This window comes from Gymnodinialimonas phycosphaerae (assembly GCF_019195455.1).
In the GTDB taxonomy this organism is placed as follows: Bacteria; Pseudomonadota; Alphaproteobacteria; order Rhodobacterales; family Rhodobacteraceae; genus Gymnodinialimonas; species Gymnodinialimonas phycosphaerae.
Genome location: NZ_JAIMBW010000001.1, coordinates 3,370,867 through 3,389,509 on the forward strand (window position 1 = coordinate 3,370,867; position 18,643 = coordinate 3,389,509).

The 18,643-nt window shown below is 62.7% G+C and carries 21 protein-coding genes, 1 tRNA gene and 1 riboswitch; of the genes, 14 read left to right on the top strand and 8 right to left on the bottom strand.

What is annotated here, in order from left to right; translation table 11 throughout:
• The first annotated feature begins 11 nt into the window (after positions 1-11).
• On the top strand, positions 12-1,763 hold the full coding sequence (locus KUL25_RS16675) for a methyl-accepting chemotaxis protein (protein WP_257893949.1): 1,752 nt from the start codon (positions 12-14) through the stop codon (positions 1,761-1,763).
• 45 nt (positions 1,764-1,808) lie between these two features.
• Here KUL25_RS16675 and KUL25_RS16680 read toward each other — a convergent pair.
• Positions 1,809-1,884 (bottom strand) — tRNA-Lys (locus KUL25_RS16680).
• Positions 1,885-2,004: 120 nt separating this feature from the next.
• Between KUL25_RS16680 and dapF the strand changes: the two genes are divergently transcribed.
• From dapF to KUL25_RS16735, 11 genes are all read left to right on the top strand, one after another.
• The gene (gene dapF, locus KUL25_RS16685; RefSeq protein ID WP_257893950.1) at positions 2,005-2,868 is read left to right on the top strand and encodes a diaminopimelate epimerase; all 864 of its coding nucleotides are present in this window, start codon (positions 2,005-2,007) and stop codon (positions 2,866-2,868) included.
• Complete coding sequence (gene mtaB / locus KUL25_RS16690; RefSeq protein ID WP_257893951.1) at positions 2,865-4,115, top strand: tRNA (N(6)-L-threonylcarbamoyladenosine(37)-C(2))-methylthiotransferase MtaB; 1,251 nt, start codon at positions 2,865-2,867, stop codon at positions 4,113-4,115. Before dapF ends, mtaB begins: the two co-directional genes overlap by 4 nt.
• Positions 4,116-4,321: 206 nt before the next feature.
• The gene (locus KUL25_RS16695; RefSeq protein ID WP_257893952.1) at positions 4,322-4,663 is read left to right on the top strand and encodes a hypothetical protein; all 342 of its coding nucleotides are present in this window, start codon (positions 4,322-4,324) and stop codon (positions 4,661-4,663) included.
• A gap of 210 nt (positions 4,664-4,873) precedes the next feature.
• Positions 4,874-5,527 (top strand): FMN-binding negative transcriptional regulator, encoded by a 654-nt coding sequence (locus KUL25_RS16700; protein WP_257893953.1) that lies wholly within the window; start codon positions 4,874-4,876, stop codon positions 5,525-5,527.
• Between the two features lie 50 nt (positions 5,528-5,577).
• Positions 5,578-5,859, top strand: coding sequence for a hypothetical protein (locus KUL25_RS16705; protein ID WP_257893954.1), 282 nt, complete (start codon positions 5,578-5,580; stop codon positions 5,857-5,859).
• Between the two features lie 15 nt (positions 5,860-5,874).
• Entirely contained in the window at positions 5,875-6,474 is a 600-nt protein-coding gene (locus tag KUL25_RS16710; protein WP_257894886.1) for a glutathione S-transferase, read from the top strand.
• Positions 6,471-6,887 carry a GNAT family N-acetyltransferase gene (locus KUL25_RS16715; protein ID WP_257893955.1) on the top strand — a complete coding sequence of 139 codons (417 nt, stop codon included), beginning with the start codon at positions 6,471-6,473 and terminating at the stop codon, positions 6,885-6,887. The genes KUL25_RS16710 and KUL25_RS16715 overlap by 4 nt, the downstream gene beginning before the upstream one ends.
• 45 nt (positions 6,888-6,932) lie before the next feature.
• Entirely contained in the window at positions 6,933-7,481 is a 549-nt protein-coding gene (locus KUL25_RS16720) for a pyridoxamine 5'-phosphate oxidase family protein (protein ID WP_257893956.1), read from the top strand.
• Positions 7,482-7,705: 224 nt separating this feature from the next.
• Positions 7,706-8,284 (top strand): ubiquinol-cytochrome c reductase iron-sulfur subunit, encoded by a 579-nt coding sequence (gene petA, locus KUL25_RS16725; protein WP_257893957.1) that lies wholly within the window; start codon positions 7,706-7,708, stop codon positions 8,282-8,284.
• A 14-nt stretch (positions 8,285-8,298) separates the two neighbouring features.
• Entirely contained in the window at positions 8,299-9,654 is a 1,356-nt protein-coding gene (locus tag KUL25_RS16730; protein ID WP_257893958.1) for a cytochrome b, read from the top strand.
• Positions 9,655-9,668: 14 nt separating this feature from the next.
• Entirely contained in the window at positions 9,669-10,478 is an 810-nt protein-coding gene (locus tag KUL25_RS16735; RefSeq protein ID WP_257893959.1) for a cytochrome c1, read from the top strand.
• Positions 10,479-10,656: 178 nt separating this feature from the next.
• On the opposite strand, the gene KUL25_RS16740 is transcribed toward KUL25_RS16735, so the two are convergent.
• Genes KUL25_RS16740 through thiB form a run of 3 tightly spaced genes read right to left on the bottom strand, consistent with a single transcriptional unit; the run spans position 10,657 to position 13,869 of the window.
• Positions 10,657-11,346, bottom strand: a complete 690-nt coding sequence (locus KUL25_RS16740) for a thiamine ABC transporter ATP-binding protein (protein ID WP_257893960.1) — start codon at positions 11,344-11,346, stop codon at positions 10,657-10,659.
• Positions 11,333-12,898: a thiamine/thiamine pyrophosphate ABC transporter permease ThiP gene (locus KUL25_RS16745; protein WP_257893961.1), complete on the bottom strand. Its 1,566-nt coding sequence runs from the start codon at positions 12,896-12,898 to the stop codon at positions 11,333-11,335. Before KUL25_RS16745 ends, KUL25_RS16740 begins: the two co-directional genes overlap by 14 nt.
• Positions 12,874-13,869, bottom strand: coding sequence for a thiamine ABC transporter substrate binding subunit (gene thiB / locus KUL25_RS16750; protein WP_257893962.1), 996 nt, complete (start codon positions 13,867-13,869; stop codon positions 12,874-12,876). The genes KUL25_RS16745 and thiB overlap by 25 nt, the downstream gene beginning before the upstream one ends.
• A 44-nt stretch (positions 13,870-13,913) precedes the next feature.
• Positions 13,914-14,029, bottom strand: a riboswitch (TPP riboswitch).
• A gap of 105 nt (positions 14,030-14,134) precedes the next feature.
• On the opposite strand from thiB, the gene aroC reads away from it, so the two are divergent.
• Together aroC and KUL25_RS16760 are read left to right on the top strand one after the other, a co-directional pair.
• Positions 14,135-15,247, top strand: a complete 1,113-nt coding sequence (gene aroC / locus KUL25_RS16755; RefSeq protein ID WP_257893963.1) for a chorismate synthase — start codon at positions 14,135-14,137, stop codon at positions 15,245-15,247.
• A 231-nt stretch (positions 15,248-15,478) separates the two neighbouring features.
• Positions 15,479-16,114 (top strand): hypothetical protein, encoded by a 636-nt coding sequence (locus tag KUL25_RS16760; RefSeq protein ID WP_257893964.1) that lies wholly within the window; start codon positions 15,479-15,481, stop codon positions 16,112-16,114.
• A gap of 9 nt (positions 16,115-16,123) precedes the next feature.
• Here the strand turns inward: KUL25_RS16760 and KUL25_RS16765 are convergent, their stop codons facing one another.
• From KUL25_RS16765 to KUL25_RS16780, 4 genes are all read right to left on the bottom strand, one after another.
• On the bottom strand, positions 16,124-16,519 hold the full coding sequence (locus tag KUL25_RS16765) for a thioredoxin family protein (protein ID WP_068357606.1): 396 nt from the start codon (positions 16,517-16,519) through the stop codon (positions 16,124-16,126).
• Between the two features lie 15 nt (positions 16,520-16,534).
• Positions 16,535-17,248: a cytochrome c biogenesis CcdA family protein gene (locus KUL25_RS16770; protein ID WP_257893965.1), complete on the bottom strand. Its 714-nt coding sequence runs from the start codon at positions 17,246-17,248 to the stop codon at positions 16,535-16,537.
• A gap of 55 nt (positions 17,249-17,303) precedes the next feature.
• A complete protein-coding gene (locus tag KUL25_RS16775; protein WP_257894887.1) occupies positions 17,304-18,173 on the bottom strand; it encodes a DMT family transporter in 870 nt (289 codons plus the stop codon).
• Between the two features lie 75 nt (positions 18,174-18,248).
• The gene (locus tag KUL25_RS16780; RefSeq protein ID WP_082916558.1) at positions 18,249-18,539 is read right to left on the bottom strand and encodes an HU family DNA-binding protein; all 291 of its coding nucleotides are present in this window, start codon (positions 18,537-18,539) and stop codon (positions 18,249-18,251) included.
• Positions 18,540-18,643: the final 104 nt, after the last annotated feature.

Consider the following 18,643-nt stretch of genomic DNA (forward strand, 5'->3'; position numbering starts at 1 on the left):
AGGAGTGTCTGATGGCCATTTCGACTATGCTAAAAGGGCTTGAAAAGTCCTTGTTCTTGAGGGTGCTGGCGCTGTCCGCGTTGTCCACTGTCATTATTGTCGTTGCGGCTATCGGGTTCTCCGTATGGCAGACAAGTCAGATCGCACGTGAAGGTGTGGTCAACTTGGCCGAAAGCGCCGTGGGCAACTCGGCTGGTCAACTTGGGCCTCATATGCGATTCGGGAATGCTGAAGCCGTCCAGACCGAGCTTGAGCGGCACGCAGTTTTGGCGGCTGACAACTTCGTCGCAATTGTTGCCGTGGATGTGTCTGGCGTTCCGATCGCTTCTGTCGGGGACGCAACCGCCCACGGCCTGGTGGACCTTGGCGCCGAAGTGCTGACGTCAGGCACCCGACAAACCGCCGGCCAGGGTTACATCGTGGCAGAGCCGGTCTTTTTCGATAATAATGGACCACCGGTGGGCGCCATCGCGATCGTATGGTCCCCGAACGCGGTGTTGGCGAAGCTCGCCGTGCAACGTGCCATCGCAATTGCCGTCCTGATACTCGTGTTCATCGCGATCCTGGCGCTGATGAAGCGCAACTTGCAGAAGACGTTGCGTGTCCCGATCACGCAGGTTGAACAGGCCGTCACAGGCCTGGCCGAAGGGGACTATGACAAGACGGTTCCCCTGCAAGACCGGGCGGATGAAATCGGGGCGATTGCTGGCGCTTTGGAAACCCTGCGCGCCCGTCTGAGCGACGCCAAAGCCGACGAGGCGCGACGCGAAGAGGCAAGGCACGTTCAGACCATTGTCGTGGACCGTCTGGCGGAAGCGATGACTGCCCTGTCGGATGGGGATCTGACCCACCGCATCGACGACGACATGACCGAGGCCTATGAACGCTTGCGCATGGATTACAACGCTGCCGTACAACGCATGGCGCAGGTGATTGGTGAGGTTTCTTACAACGTCAATTCGGTCGCGCGGGGCTCTAAGGCCATTTCTCAAGGCTCCGATGACCTCGCCAGCAGGACCGAGCAACAGGCCGCAGCGCTGGAACAGTCCGCAGCTGCAATCGGCACGCTCACCGAGTCGGTGCAGAACACTGCGCAAGAGGCGCGAGATGTGGAAGCAGTGGTCTTGAATGCCTGCGCCACGGCCGAAAGCAGTGGGGCGATCGTGCAATCCGCGATGAACGCCATGACGGATATCGAGGGGTCCTCGGCTCAGGTTTCGCAGATCATCGGGCTGATCGATGAGATTGCATTTCAGACCAATCTGCTTGCATTGAACGCCGGCGTGGAAGCCGCCCGCGCCGGAGAGGCGGGCCGCGGTTTCGCGGTTGTCGCATCGGAAGTGCGCGCGTTGGCGCAGCGTGCATCGGACGCTGCCATGCAGATCAAGACGTTGATCGGGCAATCGTCGTCACAGGTCCAGACCGGGGTCGAGCTTGTCGGGAATGCGGGCAAGGCGCTGGAAGAAATCTCCAGGCAGGTGGCGTCAATTTCGTCACATGTATCAAGCATCGCCCAGGAAGCGGTGGGGCAGGCCACCGGATTAGGTGAGATCAATGAGGCCGTCTTAAGCCTGGATCAGGTGACTCAAGAGAACGCCGCAATGGTGGAGGAAAGCAACGCCGCCGCCCACGCGCTTTCCGGAGAGGCGCATACGATCGCAGAGTTGGTGGCAGTGTTTCGGGTCAGTCAGACCGGGGCCCTCACGGGGGACGATTCCAGCGACGCGGGATCTGATCTTCAGGTCGCAGTGGCGGGTCAGTGATCCCCACCGACACAAAGATAACCGTTCAGATCAAGGGAAGAAGAATGGTGAGCCCTGCAGGATTCGAACCTGCGACAAATTGATTAAAAGTCAACTGCTCTACCAACTGAGCTAAGGGCCCGCTCAAGGGCCGTTGCTTAGGGGGGTGCTGGTGACTCGTCAAGTCAAAATCCCGGACGATTTTTCCAACGGGCCGGGAAAGCGCCGATCAGGTCTTTGAACTGTGCGTGGCTTCTTCTATATGCGGCAAATGCCTGATCATAACTCATATCCCGGCCTGCCGTTCCTGAAGATGCACGGCCTTGGCAACGATTTCGTCGTGATCGACGCGCGCGGAACCAAGCGGGCGGTGACGCCCGTCTTGGCGCGGGCGCTGGGGGATCGGCATCGCGGCGTGGGTTTTGACCAGCTTGCCGTGATCGAAGCGGGCACAGATTGCGACCTGGCGCTTACGTTCTGGAATGCCGATGGCTCGACGGCGGGGGCGTGTGGCAACGCCACCCGCTGCATTGCCCGCCGAGAGATGGAGCTGACCGGCAAGCACCGCATCACGCTGCGCACCGAACGCGGGTTGTTGGAAGCTGTGGACGCAGGCAATGGGCTGACGTCGGTCAACATGGGCCAGCCGGTGATGACCTGGAAGGACATCCCCCTGAAGGGCGCCTGCGACACGCTGAGTTTGCCGATTGACGGCGTCCCGGTGGCGACGGGAATGGGCAACCCCCATTGCACCTTCTTTGTGGAAGACGCCGATGCGGTCGATCTGGAAGGCCTTGGCGCGAAGTTCGAACATCACCCCCTTTTCCCTGAGCGTACCAATGTGCAGTTCGCCCATGTGATCGGCCCCGATCACCTGCGGATGCGGGTGTGGGAACGGGGGGTTGGGGTGACGCTGGCCTCGGGCTCGTCGTCTTGCGCGGTGGCCGTCGCGGCGGCACGGCGGGGGCTGACCGGGCGCAAGGTGCGCCTGACGCTCGACGGCGGTGAGATCGCTATTGATTGGCGCGCAGACGGCGTCTGGATGACAGGGGCCACGGCCCACGTCTTCAGTGGTGAATTGACACCCGCATTCCTTGACTCGTTGCCTTCGGATCCCGGGGGATGAGCGCGCCCGTCTTCCATACGCTCGGCTGTCGCCTCAACGCCTATGAGACCGAGGCGATGCGCGAGATGACCGCGCAAGCCGGGCTGCAAGACGCCGTGGTGATAAACACCTGCGCCGTGACGGCCGAAGCCGTGCGCAAGGCGCGTCAGGAAATCCGCAAATTGCGCCGCGATAACCCTGCTGCGAAGCTGATCGTCACCGGCTGCGCCGCCCAGACAGAGCCCGCGACGTTCGAAGCGATGGCAGAGGTCGACCTGGTCCTCGGCAATTCCGAGAAGATGGACCCCGCCACGTGGGCCGCCCCGGACTTGATCGGCGAGACCGAGAAGGTGCGCGTCGACGACATCATGTCGGTACGCGAAACGGCCGAGCATCTGATCGACGGTTTCGGCACGCGAAGCCGCGCCTACGTGCAGGTGCAAAACGGCTGTGACCATCGGTGTACCTTCTGCATTATCCCCTATGGGCGTGGGAATTCACGCAGCGTGCCTGCGGGTGTTGTGGTGGACCAGATCAAGCGGCTTGTGGACCGTGGGTTCAACGAGATCGTCTTGACGGGCGTCGACATGACCTCTTGGGGCGCGGACCTGCCCGCCACGCCGAAACTCGGTGATCTGGTGCTGCGCATTTTGAAGCTGGTGCCGGACCTGCCGCGCCTGCGGATCAGCTCGATCGATAGCATCGAAGTGGATGACGCGCTGATGCAGGCCATCGCGACAGAGCCGCGCCTGATGCCGCATCTCCACCTCAGCCTGCAACACGGCGATGACCTGATCCTCAAGCGGATGAAGCGGCGCCACCTGCGGGACGATGCCATCGCGTTCTGCGAGGATGCCCGCAAGCTGCGCCCCGACATCACCTTCGGGGCGGATATCATTGCCGGGTTCCCGACCGAAACCGACGCGCATTTCGCCAACTCCCTCAAGCTGGTCCATGACTGTGACCTCACCTGGCTCCACGTCTTCCCCTATTCCCCCCGTGAAGGCACCCCCGCCGCGCGGATGCCCCAAGTCAACGGCACCGTGATCAAGGCCCGCGCCAAGCAGTTGCGACTGGCGGGAGACGCGGCTGTAGCGGCGCACCTGTCCCAACAGATTGGCCAATCCCACAGCATCCTGATGGAAAGCCCGAAAACCGGGCGGACCGAGCAGTTTACCGAAGTGAAATTCGCCACAGACCAACCCGAAGGGCACATCGTTTTCGCCCGGATCACCGGTTCAAACGGCAGGGTCCTGACGGCTGATTAGGAAATTCCCTCCCAGTCTGCTACGTTGATGCCTAAGAAATAGGCGTTTCCGACGGCGTGGCACGTTGTGCCTGCCGGGGCAGTTCCGTGAAACAAACCTGTCACATTTCAGCACTCTGGCCCGTGAAGCCTGATCCGATGCGATGCCTCACATTGTATCTTCAGTCGCTGTCACGGCCCGAAGATTTTTTGGAAGGATCAGTTTCGATGTGGAAAGCAATAGTCGGGTCAGCCTTGGTTCTGACGGTATCGGCCTGCCTCTCGGTTGGGGTCACGTTTCAAAGGTGGGTTGGCACCTACGAATATGATGGAACCACCTACCGGGTTGCCTTGGTCGCGTCAGATCGCCTGGATGGGGAAACTGCGTTGGAATACCATTTGGTGCCCGGCGATACGGTGACTTACGGACCACAGGACATGATCGCGCGATGTAGTGCGTTCGACGAGGCGAATTGGCGACAGGTTGACGTCCGCCGATGTGAGCAGCCATTTGCCCGCGCCATTGACGCGCTCGCAGGCCCCCCGATGATGGGGGGAGATGACTACTAACCGGGGGAAGTTGCACGGACCTGTCCAAACAGATAGGGCAAATCCACAACACCTTGATGGAAAGCCGAAAAAACGGTCGGACCAAGCAGATTGCAGAGGTTGTATTCGCAAAAGATCAGGCCGTGGGCCATATCTTGAACGCATGTATCAATGGGCAGTCAAAGCAAAAGCTTCTGGCGTCGTGCGCCCACCTGTAACGAGGCCAACTTTATGCATCCCAACCCAGCTTTCCGCCAAGAGCCCGCCTTCTCCAACATCGCGATGTGTCACAAACGCGGATTCGGGATGTTGTGCCTGAATGGTGATCCGGCCCCCATGATCAGTCACGTCCCGTTTTTTCTGGACCAGGCGGGGCGCATGGCGGAACTGCATCTCGTGCGCTCCAACCCGATCGCGCGGCATGTGACGCAAGCCACACCCGCAGTAATCGCGGTGAATGGCCCCGATGGATACGTGTCGCCGGACTGGTACGAGATCCCGGATCAAGTGCCGACGTGGAACTACGTCGCGATTCACCTGCGTGGCGTCCTGATGCCCATGGACGGCGATCTGATGCGTGAGCATCTGGACCGTCTGTCCGGGCATTTCGAGGGGCGCCTGGCCCCGAAGCCGGCCTGGACGACGGAAAAGATGTCCGACGACGCGCTGGATCGGATGATGCGCCAGATCCTGCCCTTCCGGCTCGAAGTGCAAGAGGTCGAGGGGACGTGGAAGCTGAACCAGAACAAGCCCGATGCCGCGCGCCAGGGCGCGGCGGAGGCGATCAAGCAATCGCCGATTGGCCATGAGGTCGAAACATTGGGGGCCTTGATGAACGGCGGCGTGCCGTCGATTGATAAGGGCGCGCCGCTGACCTACATTTAGTGCAGGCGCTCATGTAGCCGAAGGCGGTAGCGCATAAGGAGAACACTCTTATGGCTTTGAACATCCCCCCCATGGCATTCCTCGTGTTGCGCTATGGCGCGGTCGCCGTCGCTGGTTTTGCCGCCGCACGCTACGCGCCGCGCGGCACGCTCTCGCCCGCCGTGGAGGCCGAGATGGACGCCGCCCCCGATGGCGTTCAGGTGTGCCGGGCCCCCGGACAACTGGCGGCGGCGGGAAAGATCACGAAAACGCTGCGGGCGGGGCGGTTCGGGCCGCGCTTCCGCATGGATGGCACGGCGCTGGCGCGTTTGAGAATACGGCGACTCACATAGTGGAATATCGACATGATTGAACTTCTGGGCTCTGACGCCTCTCCGTTCGTGCGCAAGGCACGGGTTCTGGTGGCGGAGGCGGGCATCACCGATGTGCCTTACGTGCAGGTCACGGCCACGCCGATGGGCGGGGAAGAGCGGCTGAATTCGGCCAATCCCCTTGGCAAGATCCCCGCGCTGGTGCGCGACGGGGGCCCCACGATCTACGACAGCAATGTTGTGTGCCGCTTCCTTGATGACCGCGCGCAAGCGGGCCTCTACCCGGCAGGTCGCCTGTGGGAGACGTTGACACTGGAGGCCACGGGCGACGGCATCATGGAGGCCGCCGTGGGCATCGTCTATGAAAAGCGCCTGCGCCCGGAAGAGCTGTGGTGGAATGACTGGTTCGATGCCCAATGGTTGAAGGTCACGCGGTCACTCGATGCGTTGGAGCGTCAGTGGATGAGCCACCTCTACGGCCCGCTCGACATGGGTCAGGTCAGCGTCGCCTGCGCGCTGGGTTATCTGGACCTGCGCCATGGCGACCGCGACTGGCGCGGCGGCCGCGACGCGCTGGCGGCCTGGTACAAACGGTTTGCCGAACGCCCCTCGATGGTGGCAACCGCCCCGGAATGAAGATCTCGCTGGCAGAAACCGACGCCGCGCGGAAGGCCTGTTTCGACATCCGCCGCGCGGTCTTCATCGAGGAACAGCAGATCCCCGAGGCCGAGGAATGGGACGATCACGACGCGACATGTTTGCACTACCTTGCGGGGGAAGATGCGGGCACGGCGCGGGTGATCGCCAAGGGCTGCACCGCCAAGATCGGGCGCGTCGCGGTGATGCAGGCCCATCGCGGCACCGGGCTTGGTCTGCGCATCATGCAAACCCTGATGGAAGACGCCCGGGCGCGTGGCTTCACCCAGGCCGAGTTGGAAAGTCAGACCTACGCTGTTCCGTTCTATGCGCGGCTGGGGTTCGTCGCTGATGGGCCAGAATACGACGATGGCTCCGGCATCCTGCACCGGCTGATGCGGGTGAAGCTGTAGCCTTTCGCAGGTGTTCTCTCTACCTTCTCCAAAAGGAGCGTCCCCATGCCTCTCGGAAAGAAACTCAACGCAACCCTGCGCGCGTTCATCGCGCGTCAGCAGATGTTTTTCGTCGCCACCGCCGCGCCCATGGGCCGGGTGAACATGTCGCCCAAAGGGGCCGATAGCCTGCGCATCCTCAGCGATACCCACGTCCAGTGGCTGAACCTGTCGGGCAGCGGTAATGAGACGGCAGGGCATCTGCTGCAATCGGATCGCATGACCCTGATGTTCTGCGCCTTTGAGGGGGACGCGCTGATCCTGCGCCTCTATGGCACGGCCACGACGCTGCACCCCCGCGATGCCGGGTGGGCGGAAGCCGCCGCGCGCTTCCCCAAGATGGCCGGCACACGGCAGATCTTCGACATGGAAATCACTTCGGTGAACATGTCCTGCGGGTCCGGCGTGCCGTTCATGGACTACAAATCCGACCGGTCCGCCGTTGAGATGATCCCCTATTTTGAAGACCTCGGCCCAGAGGGCACCGAAGCCTTCTGGCGGCGCAAGAATACCGAAACCATCGACGGCCAGCCCACCGCCCTTTTCGAGGATTAGATTCAACCATGCGTCGTCCAAGGTGGCCCATTTCACCCTCTGGATGTGAAATGGTGTGAAAGTTGCGACATTTCCGCCCCTCTGTGCGCGTTTGTCCGCTGGACGCCTATAACATCAAACAGTAACAGCAGCGGTAGCGCGGCCATGGGAGGGATTCCTTGGCCCAAACCGCAAGTTTCCAGGTCCAAAGACGTTTGGATCCAGAGAGAAAGGACGCAGAGCTCGTGTCAGATACACATGATCCGTCCGGCGAACGCCGGGATTTTCTGTACTACGCCACGGCTGGCACCGGGGTGGTGGTAGCAGGCGCGGCGGCATGGCCGCTGGTGAACTCCATGAACCCTTCGGCCGACGTGCAGGCCGCAAGCCAGCTTCGGGTGGATGTATCCGGGGTCGAGCCCGGTACGCAGCTGACGGTGCTGTTTTTGGGCAAGCCGGTCTTCGTGCGTCGCCGCACCGCAGACGAGATTGCGGATTCGCAATCGGTCGACGTCAGTGACTTGGTCGACCCGGAAGCGCGCAACGCAAACATCCCTGACGGCTCCGACGCCTCGGACGCCAACCGGACGCTGCCCGACTTCTCTGGCGAGAACACCGGCGAATGGCTGGTGCAGATCGGCGTTTGTACGCACCTGGGCTGCGTGCCCATCGGTGACGGTGCTGGTGACTTCGGCGGGTGGTTCTGCCCTTGCCACGGGTCTCACTACGACGCGGCCGGACGCATCCGTCGCGGCCCCGCGCCTGAGAACCTGCCAATTCCCGCGGCAGAGTTCATCGATGATTCAACACTTTTGCTCGGTTAACGGAGGATAAACACATGGGTGGTATTCCCCACGACCACTACGAACCGAATTCGCGCGGCGAAAAGTGGCTTCACCGCCGCTTGCCCGTTGTCGGTTTGCTTTATGACACGCTGATGATCCCGACCCCCAAGAACCTCAACTGGATGTGGATCTTCGGCATCGTGCTCGTCTTCTGCCTTGTGATGCAGATCATCACCGGCGTCCTGCTGGTCATGCACTACACGCCGCATGTCGACATGGCCTTCGCGTCGGTTGAACACATCATGCGCAACGTGAACGGGGGGTGGGCGATTCGCTACATCCACCAGAACGGCGCCTCGCTGTTCTTCATTGCCGTGTACCTGCACATCTTCCGGGGCCTCTACTATGGCTCCTACAAGGCTCCTCGTGAGGTCACGTGGATCATCGGTATGCTGATCTACGTGCTGATGATGGGCACCGCGTTCATGGGCTACGTTCTGCCCTGGGGTCAGATGTCCTTCTGGGGCGCGACCGTGATCACCGGCCTGTTTGGCGCCATTCCGTTCATCGGCGAAGGCATCCAGACTTGGCTTCTGGGCGGACCGGCCGTGGACAACGCCACGCTGAACCGCTTCCTGTCGCTGCACTATCTGCTGCCCTTCCTGATCCTGGGCCTTGTGATCGTGCACGTCTGGGCCTTCCACACCACGGGTAACAACAACCCCACCGGTGTCGAAGTGCGCCGCACCTCGAAGAAAGAAGCCGAGGCCGACACGCTGCCGTTCTGGCCCTACTTCGTGATCAAGGACCTGTTCGCGCTTGCCGTGATCCTGGTGATCTTCTTTGCCATCGTGGGCTTCATGCCGAACTACCTGGGCCACCCCGATAACTATATCGAGGCCAACCCCCTGGTGACGCCCGCGCACATCGTGCCCGAATGGTACTTCCTGCCGTTCTACGCGATCCTGCGTGCGTTCGACGGCGAGGTCTGGGTCGTGATCGCGGCGGACTTCCTGACCGGCGGTATCGTCGACGCGAAGTTCTTTGGCGTGATCGCCATGTTCGGCGCCATCATCGTGATGGCACTGGCCCCATGGCTGGACACCTCCAGCGTTCGGTCCGGTCGCTATCGCCCGATGTTCAAGTGGTGGTTCTGGGTCTTCGCGGTCAACTTCGTCGTGCTGACCTGGGTCGGCGCGCGCCCGGCGGAAGGGATCTACCCCTACATCGCCCTGATCGGTGCCGCTTACTGGTTCGCATACTTCCTGATCATCCTGCCGCTTCTGGGCGTGATCGAGAAGCCGCTGCCCCAGCCCGACACCATCGAAGACGACTTCAACGACCAAGTGCGCAGCCACGGCGGCACACCCGGTTCCGGTACGGCCACCGCGCCGACCCCGGCAGAATGAGAGAGGATCTGACAATGTTCAGGAAACTAGCAATCAGCGCCACCGCAGCGCTGGCTCTCTCCACCGGCGGCGCGATGGCAGCTGGTGGCGGGGGTGATATCACCAACGTGCCGTTCTCGTTCCAGGGGCCGTTCGGCACCTTCGATCAGGACCAGCTTCAGCGCGGCCTTCAGGTCTACACCGAGGTCTGCTCAGGCTGTCACGGGCTTCAGTACGTCCCCCTCCGCACGCTCGCGGATGAGGGCGGCATCGGCTGGACGATGGACGAGGTGCGCGCCTACATCGATGAAAACTTCATCGAGGTCTACGATGACGATCTCGAGGATTGGCGTGCGGCAACCCCGAACGACAACTTCCCGGCCAACGACGGCGTCGGCGCCCCTGACCTGAGCCTGATGGCAAAGGCGCGCACCGGCTTCTCTGGCCCGGAAGGTCTGGCGATCAATCCGCTGATCTTCGGTCTGGGTGGGCCCGAGTACATCTACTCGCTCCTGACCCACTATACCGGTGAAGAAGTCGAACAATACGGTGCGATCCTTTACGAGAACACCACGATGGAAGGTGGCCTGATCTCCATGGCACCGCCGCTGTGGGAAGGGGCCGTTGAATATGCCGACGGCACCGTGGCGACTGAATCGCAGATGGCCGAAGACGTATCGGCGTTCCTGATGTGGGCGGCAGAGCCGCACATGATGGCACGCAAGCAGATGGGTCTTGTTGCGGTAATCATCCTCGGCATCTTCTCGGTCCTGCTGTACCTGACCAACAAGCGCCTCTGGGCGCCGGTCAAGGCTCGCGCCAAAGGCGCGGCTCCAGCAGAATAGGGCCAAGGGTCAGCCACCCGCCGAGTAATCGGGTTTCAGGGTTTGAACATCAAAGCGCGCTCTCAGGTCTGAGGGCGCGTTTTTTCGTGGGTGCAGGCCGGGGGGCGTTTCAAAATACGTTCACGGCGTATTTTGTTTGAAATCAATTACTTGAGGGTGTGCTCAAGCTTGAGCACCCCTACATCCACGGCTCCAGCGGCCCATTTCGGTCCCGGATCGCCTGTTTCAGGGGGGCGTCCAGCACCACTTTTCCGGCGTCCAGAAGCACCACCCGGTCACACAGTTTTTCGGCGTCCCGCAAGTCATGCGTCGCCATGATCAGCGTCTGCCCGGTCTCCTCGCACAGGGTGCGGACCAGCCCCAACATCTCCCGCCGCAATCCGGGGTCGAGCGCGGAAAACGGCTCATCCAGAAGCGCAATCGGCTTGTCCCGCAACAGCATCCGCGCCAGCGCAACGCGGCTTTGCTGTCCGCCCGAAAGCTCGGACGGCATCCGGTCGCTCATCCCGTCCAGCTCAACCTTCGCCAACGCCTCCAGCACGCGCGCGCGGTCTTCGGGTGTCAGCCTGAGGTTCGGCGCGATCCCAAGCGCGATGTTGTCCGAGACGTTCAGATGCGGAAACAGGTTCCCGTCCTGAAACAGGATCGAGATCGGACGATCCGCAACCGGCGCCTTTGTAACGTCCACTCCTGCCATGGTGATGCGCCCTGCATCCGGCCAAAGGAACCCCGACAGCGTTGAAAGCAGCGTTGATTTTCCGCTGCCCGACGCGCCCATCAACGCCACGCGAGCGCCCTTGGGGATCGTCAGATCGGCCGCCAGCGTGAAGCTGCCCTGGGTTACGCGGATTCCTTCAAGACGCAGCATTCACGCGGCCCCCCCGGTCAAACATCCAGAACATCCCCAGCGACAGGGCCATGAGCAGCACCGCCGCACCCTGGGCGTCGTTGGTGCGGTACGAACCGAACAGGCGGTACATCTCAAGGGGCAAGGTCTCTTGCCCCTGGGCCGAGAACAGCGCGATGACACCAAGGTCGCCCATGGAAAACGCCGCCGCCAGACCTGCGCCAAATCCAAGCGGGCGCCGCAGGCGCGGCAGGATCGCGTGGCGCAACCGGGCCATGCCCCCCATGCCAAGCGCATCGGCAAGGCGACCCTGGGTGGCCTCTGCCTGCACCGCCGCCGGGATGAGCGCGCGCAACAGGAACGGCAGCGCCACCAGCGCGTTCACAAGGCCGGTGATCGGCAGCGACAGCGCCACGGGGTCGGCCACGGGGAAGATCAGGATGAAAAGGCCCGTGCCCACGACCAGCGGCGATACTGCGATGGACAGCAGGCCAACGCCTTCCAGCCCCGCACGCGAGGCCTTGCCCGCGATCAGAAGCGCGATGGGCAGGGCCAGTGTCACAGCCAGCGCGGTAGAGGCCAGCGCCAGGAGGATGGACCGCAGGGCGGCCTCCCACGTCGACGGGGGCAAGCCCGAGATGGCGCCAATGCCTTGGCCGGTGACAGCGGCCAGCGGCAGCAGCAGAAACACCCCGGCGGTGACAAGGGCGGCGCGGTCCAACAAGCGCGCAAGGGGGCTGTCGCCGGGCCAGTGCATCGCAGGCCGGTCCAGCCCGCCGCCAAAGTTCGCGGCAGAAGCAAAGCGCCAGGCGATCGCCCCGGCACCAACGCAGATGGCGACCTGGATGACGCCCAGAAGCGCCGCGCGCCCAAGGTCGAAATCGAACTGGAAGGCTTGGTAGATGGCAAGTTCCACCGTCGTGGCAGAGGGGCCTCCGCCTAGGATCAGTGCGACCGCAAAGCTGGTGGTGCAGATGAGAAAGATCACAAGGGCCGCGCCGGGCAGCGTGGCTCGCAGAAGCGGCCCCTCGAAATGACGGCGCATGTCGGAGGCGGTGAAGTTCAGTGAATGGGCAAGGCGGATGCGTTCAGCCGGGACGGCAAGCCAGGCCTGCAACAAAAGCCGCGTGGCCAGCGGCAGGTTCAGGAACACATGGGCCAGGACAACACCGGTCAGGCCATAGATCTCGATCGTGCCCGCGCCGATGGCCTCCAGCGCCGCATTCAGCCAGCCCGCACGCCCGAAGATCGCCAGAAGCCCCATGACAGCGACGATCACCGGCAGGATGAACGGCGCCCCCATAAGTGAGATATACGCGCCGCGCCCGCGAAACCGCCGCCGCGCCAGCGCGCGGGCCACGGGTATCGCGGCAAGACAGGACACCAGCGCCGACAGCACCGCTTGCAGCAGCGTGAAGCGCACGGCGGCCCAGTCGGCGGCGCGCAGGCCGGAAAACCCCTCGGCCCGGTAAATCACCGCGCCAAGGGGCCCCAGGATCGTCAGAATGACCAGCACGACAAACGCCCCGCCGATCATCTGCGTCAGCGTTATTGGCTGAGCGCGTTTTGCCATATGGCCAATGCCTCGTCACGGGCGCTTGCGGCGTCTTCCGGTGTGAAGATCAGCGCGGCCGAGGGCTGCATCAGGGTCTCGAACCCTTCGGGCAGATCTTCGGCGGGCAAGGCGGCGGGGTACATCCAATTGGTTTCAGGGATGACATTCTGGAACGCGGGCGAGACCATGAACTCCATGAACTGCTGCGCCAATGCAGGCGTGTCGGCGGTCTGCAAGATGCCGCCCACTTCGATCTGCATGTAGTGCCCTTCGCTGAACAAGGCGGCGTCGTAGCTGTCGTCTTCCTCGGCGATCAGGTGGTAGGCCGGTGAGGTGGTGTAGGACAGCACCATGTCGGCCTCACCCTCCAGGAACAGGCCATAGGCCTCGGACCAGCCCGGCGTCACGGTGACGATGTTGTCGGCCAGGCCTTCCCAGATCGCGGCGGCCTCGTCGCCGTAGGCGTTCTGCACCCACATCAGCAGGCCCAGACCGGGCGTAGAGGACCGCGGATCCTGGATCACGATGGACGCGTCAGACGCGGCCAATTCCTCGAAGCTGCCGGGCACGTCGTCCATATCGGCGCGGTGCACAAAGGCGAAATAGCCCCAGTCGAACGGCAGGAAGTGCGGGTTGTTCCACGCGATGGGCAGGGTAAGGCCCTCGGGCGTCACACCATGTTCGGCCATCAGGCCCGCTTCCACGGCGGCTGTCATCAGGTTGGTGTCCAGGCCCAGGACGATGTCCGCGTCGGAACGTGCGCCTTCCAGCCGCAAGCGGGCCAGTAGCGCCGCGCCGTCACCGGTGCTGGTGAATTGCAGATCGCAGGCGCAGAGTTCTTCAAAGGCGAATTCGACGCCGGGGCCGGGGCCCCATTCGGAATTGAAGCTGTCATAGGTGTAGACCGTCAAGACGGGGGTCTGCGCAGAGGCAGCCCCGGTCAAAAGGGTCAGACCCGCAGCGATGATGGTGGTATTGGTGAGGTTCATGGCTCACTCCTCCAAAGCTAGGGGCGAAGTGAAGTTCGAAGGTTTTCTACCCGCGATACCTTCCCTCCGCCGGTGTTAACCGGTTCAGGTTCAACGGGTCAGCTTTCGCTATCTCAGCCATGCGTATCCTTGGATACGCGAGGCCCCCCGAGGTGCGCCAAGACGTAGGGCAATGCGCAGGGCGCGGCAAGCTTCATGGAAGAGTGGGCGCGATGGAAGAACGGGCGGCTTGGCAAAAGGGCGCGGCCCAGATAATCGGGGAGGCATGAGCATGAATTCTTTCGGTCACCTGTTCCGCGTCACCACCTGGGGCGAAAGCCACGGGCCTGCCTTGGGGGCGACGGTTGACGGCTGCCCCCCCGGGGTTGAGGTCGACGCGGCGTCGATCCAGCATTGGCTGGACCGGCGCAAGCCCGGCCAGAACAAGTATACGACCCAGCGGCGTGAAGCCGATGAGGTAGAGATCCTGTCAGGCGTCTACGACGGGCGCAGCACCGGCACGCCGATCCAGCTGATGATCCGCAACACCGATCAACGGTCCAAGGACTATGGCGATATCGCCGAGAAATTCCGCCCTGGCCATGCCGACATCACCTATTGGCAGAAGTACGGGATCCGCGATCCACGCGGCGGCGGGCGGTCATCGGCGCGCGAAACGGCGGCGCGGGTCGCTGCGGCTGGCGTGGCGCGGCTGGCGCTGGGGGCGCTGGCCCCGCAGGTGAAAATCAGCGGCTACATGGTGCAGATGGGGCCGCACGGGATTGACCGGAATCGGTTCGATCTGGCGCAGATCGAAGAGAACCCGTTCTGGGTGCCCGACGCACAGGCGGCGTCCGATTGGGCCGATTACCTCGATGGTTTGCGCAAATCCGGCGACAGCGTCGGCGCGGTGATCGAAGTGCGTGCCAGCGGGCTTCCTGCAGGTCTTGGCGCGCCGATCTATGGCAAGCTGGACACCGATCTGGCCGCCGCGATGATGAGCATAAACGCCGTGAAAGGGGTTGAGATCGGCGACGGCATGGCCGCTGCCGCGCTGACCGGGTCGGCCAATGCCGATGAGATTTTCATGGGCGCGGATGGGCCTGAATATTCCTCCAACCATGCGGGCGGTATCCTTGGGGGGATTTCCACCGGGCAAGACGTTATCGTGCGTTTCGCCGTGAAGCCGACGTCCTCGATCCTGACGCCGCGCGCGACGATCACCAAGGCGGGCACACCGGCCGAGATCATCACCAAAGGCCGCCACGATCCCTGTGTGGGAATCAGGGCGGTGCCGGTGGGTGAAGCGATGATGGCCTGCGTGCTTTTGGACCACATCCTGCTCCAAAGGGGGCAAATCGGTGGCACGGTCGGCGAAACACGGGGCAAAATCGGGTAAGGTTTTGTTAACCCTTAAGTGGTTTTCCGCCTAATCCATGCGATATCGGCGGTTTGGTGCAAAGTGCCAAACAATGTGGCAAAACTGTCCAATCCTCGCCTTTTTTCAGCCACATTTCGCCAAAAATAAGGCTGTGCTGGGGAAATTAGCATTGGATGTCTGATGGGGCAGAAGGCTCAAACAGATCGGTCGCCGCGCGGCCATATAACGATTGATTGGATGGTGCTCGCCGTGGCGTGTATTGCCATCCTGTTCCTTGTAGGAACCATGTGGCGCACCGCCGTTGACGCAGATTCGGTCACCGCGACGGGCTATCGGGAGTTGCGCGGCGATGACACGCTGCTTGCATTCCAGGACTTCAGTTTTGACGCCGACGGATGGACGCCCGCGTCGGTAAGTGACCGCCTGCCGGGCCTTGGCCCTGTCCTTGGTCCTTTCGGGGTCGAGCCTGTGCAGCGCTCATTCCCGATGCCCGCAGATGCCACGGCAGCGCAGGTGACGTTCGATCTGCATCTGGTGGGCGACTGGGCCGAGCAAGGGGCGTTTCATATCGCGTTGGGCCGGACCGAGGTGCTGACCGTCAGCCTGTCGGATTCTGCCGACCTTCGCGATGTGGATCTTCACGCCGCAGAGATGGATGGGCTGAGCGTTGCCGTGCAAAGCACCTTCGTCAGTCCGCGCCGGGCTGAGGCAACCCTGCCCGGCGCTAGTGATGATTTCGTGACTCTTCGCGTTCACTTGGGCGTGGAGCAGCCCGACGAAACGCTGACGCTCCGCCTGCAGGGGGATGCGGAAGGGGAGGCACGCTGGACCCTCGACAACCTGACGGTTGTCGCCAACAGCGGCGACGGGGTCATGCGGCGCTGACCGTTTGGCTCAAAGTCCGGTATCGAGCAGCGCGCGAATATCGGCCTCTCGCGTGCCGGCCACGACGCGGCCGACTTCCACGCCATCGCGGAACATCACCAAGGTCGACCGGCGCGGCACGTTAAGGGATGTTGCCAGGTCGCCGCTGCCGTATTGATCCCAATCGACCCGGTAGAAGGTGATATTCGCGTCATAGGCCGGGTTTGCGTCGCGCAGGGCGTTGATCGTGCGTTCCTGACTGCGGCAGGTGGAGCACCAATCGGCGGCGAAATCGACGAACACCGTATCGCCCGCGTTGATTGCTGCTTCGGCGGTGCCGGGGGAATAGGCGATCATCTCGGCCATGGCGGTGACGGGTGCCAGCGCGAGTGCGGCGGCGGACAGGATAAGAGTACGGCGGTTCATGGGAAACTCCGGGCGTTAAAGGGTGACGGAAAGATCTTGTAGCCAGATCGGCATACGGTCGAGCAGCCAGATCTCGGCCATCAGATGCCAACGCATATAGATGGCGAGACCGACGAGGAAGAACACGGCCCCAAGGAACGGGCGAGAGGCCTGCGCGAAGGCGCGCAGCGTGCCCATGCGTTTTTGCAAGGCAGCGCGCGCGCCATAGCCGAGGGTGACGATGATGGTGCCGATGCCAAAGGCGAAGGCGAGCATGATGAAGAAGGCGCGCAAAAGCTCTTCACCCTGGGACGCGAGCGATATGGCAGAGCCCAGGACGGGACCGACGCAGGGGCTCCAGACGGCGCCCAGAAGAAGGCCGCCCAGGAACTGACCCTGCCAGCCGTCGGTCTGCATGTCGCGCATGCCGTCGTCGGCGCGGGATGCGACACCTGCGGTGGCAGTGGCAAACCGGGCCGAGAGTTGCGGGATCATCAGAACCGCGCCGAAGACCATCATCAGGATCGCACCGGCCTGGCTGACGGTTTCCTCGCGCAGGCCCACAAGGTGGCCCGCCGCGATCACGCCGAACCCGAGGGTGACGAAGGCCAAGCCCATGCCCCCTGCAAGCGCAAGGGGGCCATAGCGGCTGGATTGCAGCGACCCCGCCAAGACGATTGGCAGAACCGGCAGCACGCAGGGGTTGATCAGGGTCAGAAGCCCGGCGGCATAGGCGAGAATGAATTCCATGGGGGACGTGATGCCGCACCCGGTGTCACCTGTCACTTAAACCGTTCGTGAGCGGTCAGCCCTTTATCCGCGCCCGCTGCACCGCAAGGATGCCCGCCGCGATGATTGCCACGCCCAGGGCGTCGATCCAGCTGAGCGCCTCGGATAACAGAAGATAGGCGATGGCGACGCCGAACACGGGGTTGAGGAAGTGGTAGGTCGCCGCGCGCGTGGCCCCGATGCGGCCCACCAGCAGGAACCAGATCAGCGTGGCGGCCAGACCGGGCATCAGCGTGGTGTAGATGAACGCAAGGATGAAGGGGGTGGTCCACTCAACGGTAAGGGTCTCGAACGCCAGCGCAGGGAACAGCAGGGCAATGGCCCCCACGATCATCTGGAGCCCGACGATCATCAAAAGGTTGCCGCCGTCGCTGGACGCGCTTTTGACCGTCAGTGTCGCAGCGGTCAGCGCCACGGCGGCGATCAGACACAGGACGATGCCATAGGGGTCCGCGCCGCCACCAAAGCGCTGGGCCATGATCAGGGCCACACCGGCGAAACCGGCGACCATGCCCGCGATCCCCATCAGGGGCAGACGCTCCTTGAAAATCGTCCAGTTCGCCAGGGCGACCAGCAACGGCATGGTGGACGCGATGATCGCCGCCACAGACGCCTCGATCGTTTGCATCGCCACGAAATTCAGGCCCAGGTAGATCGCGTTCTGGCACAGGCCGAAGATCAGAACCGCGCGCCATTGGTTGCGCGTCAGGTTGAAGCGTTGGCCCAGGGCCAGCGCGATGGAGATGCCGATAAGACCGGAAATCAGGAACCGGGCAGAAAGGGAATAAAGCGGCGGCGCGGCTTCTACGATGATGCGGGCCGATGTGAAGGCAGATGACCAAATCAGGGCAAACGTCAGCCCCATCACCACCGCGCGCACGTCCATCATCTTGACCCTTCGCATGAAAAAAGGGCCGCGCCCTGTTGGCGCGACCCTTTCATGTCTTCAGGTGGACGACAATTAGCCGTTCACGGAATCTTTCAGGGCCTTGGCGATGGTGACTTTCACCTGCTTGTCGGCCTCTTTCTTGATCTGCTCGCCCGTGGCGGGGTTGCGGACCATACGCTCGGGCCGCTCGCGGCAGTAGACTTTGCCGATGCCTGGGATGGTCACGGCGCCGCCGTTTGCGACTTCTTTGGTGATCACGGCCGTCACTGCATCCAGTGCTGCGCCCGCGGCTTTCTTGTCGCCGCCCATCTCGTCGGCCAAAGCGGCGACGAGTTGTGTCTTGGTCATGGGTTTGGTTGCCATGTGCTTATTCTCCTGCTGTCTATCCCCCGAGCCCTTGGGCCGGTTGGCGCGAAACTAACCGTGTTTAGTAGCCCCACACAACGGATCAAAACGCGTTTTCCTTG